Origin of the sequence: Microbacterium sp. CnD16-F (assembly GCF_024124465.1) — a bacterium.
GTDB lineage: Bacteria > Actinomycetota > Actinomycetes > Actinomycetales > Microbacteriaceae > Microbacterium > Microbacterium gawkjiense.
Genome location: NZ_JAMXSA010000110.1, coordinates 1 through 1613, shown reverse-complemented (window position 1 = coordinate 1613; position 1613 = coordinate 1). Strand labels below are relative to the sequence as shown.

At 74.3% G+C, this 1613-nt stretch carries 1 protein-coding gene and 1 pseudogene; both read right to left on the bottom strand.

Features of this window, described 5'->3' with window-relative positions:
• Positions 1 to 976 (bottom strand): serine/threonine-protein kinase (locus NH287_RS14980; protein WP_374209398.1); only part of this gene is annotated, 976 nt, incomplete at its 3' end.
• 8 nt (positions 977 to 984) lie between these two features.
• Positions 985 to 1613, bottom strand: a pseudogene (locus NH287_RS14975) (hypothetical protein); the annotation flags it as partial.

The following is a 1613-nucleotide window of genomic DNA, read 5'->3' as shown; positions in this document are numbered from 1 at the left end:
GGCGCTCGGGACGCGCGGACGCGTGGGCGACGGTCGGCCGCACGGGACCGCGGGGACGGTCGTCGGCGAAATCCACGTGGGCGCCCGCGGACGCCCACTCGTCGACGGCGACCTCGAGCGGGGTGTGCGGGAGTCCCATCCGGTGCTGGATCATCTGCAGGTCGTGCGCGAAGGCCGCCGCTGAGGGGTGGCGGGCGGCGGGGTCGCGGCTGAGGGCGCGCGCGAGCACGGCGTCGAGCTCGGGCGGCATGTCGGCGCGGCCCACCGGCGTGTAGACCGCCTTGCGGATGCGGGCCTTCAACTGCTCCCGGGTGTTCTGCCCGCGGCCGGGACGCTCGAACGGGCTGCGGCCGGCCAGGAGCGAGTAGACCGTCGCGCCGAGACTCCACACCTCGGCGGCGATGGAGCCGGAGACCCGCTCGTCGACGATCTCGGGCGCCGACCACGGCACGGACATAGCGAAGACCTCCTCGGTGTCGGGCCTGCCCCCGACGGCGGCCGCGATGCCGAAGTCGGAGAGCACGGGGGACCCGAACGCCGTCACGAGGATGTTGGAGGGTTTGATGTCGCGGTGCAGCAGGCCCGCCCGGTGGGCGGTCTCGAGGGCCGACCCGATCTTCACGCCGAGCTGCAGCACCTCCGCGACGGGGATCTCCTCGCGGCGGTACCGGTGGGTCAGCGACGTGGGGCAGTACTCCATGACGAGGTAGGGACGGCCGTCGGCCGAGACGGAGGCCTCGTGGATCGTGAGGATCGAGGGGTGCGCGCTCAGGCGGGCCATGACGTCGGCCTCGGCGTTGAACATGCGCAGCACGTTCTCGTCGACGACGTCCTCCAGCAGCACCTTCACGGCGACGGGGCGGCGGGGCAGGTTCTGCTCGAACAGGAACACGTCCGCGAAGCCGCCCGCGCCGAGCGGGCGCACGTAGGTGAAGCCCGACAGCCCGGGCGGGGTGGAGGGGAGCCTGCTGGACACGCCGTGCGTCATCCCGCCGTCAGCGGTCCGGCGGTGTCGAACACGGCCGTCACGCCGTCACCCAGGTCGAGTTCGGTCCCGAGGGGCACCCGCGACGCCGCCCCGCCGCGCAGGAGCGCCGCAGCGCCCGTCGGCGGCCGGACGATCGTGCCGTTTGTCGAGTCCAGGTCGCGCACCACGAGCGTGTCGCCGTCCAGGACCGCTTCGAGGTGCGTCCCCGAGATCTCCTTGCGCGGCGAGGGTACCGGTTCGATTCGGGCCCCCGGGTGGCGTGCGGGTCGCGGGCTGCGGCCGAGGACGACGGGACGGTCGAGCGGCACGCTGCGCCCTCCCGGCAGTCGCAGCGCGTACGCCGTCGCAGCGGATCCGCGTCGCGACCCGAACAGCGTCCGGTCGTCGGGCGCGTCGGCGACGGCGGCCGGCCGCTCGTCCTCGCGGAGGAAGTCGGGGAGCTCCAGCTCCTCGTCGTCGTCGAACGGACGCGCGAACAGGCTGCGGTCGACCGAGATCGTCTGCAGGACGTCGATCTCCTCGCCGCGCGCGGGTGCGGCGGCGGGGGCGGGGGCGGCGGGGGGGGCACGTCCCCCGACCAGGGCGTCGTGGGGAACTGCGACAGCGGCGCGGACGCCAACGCGAA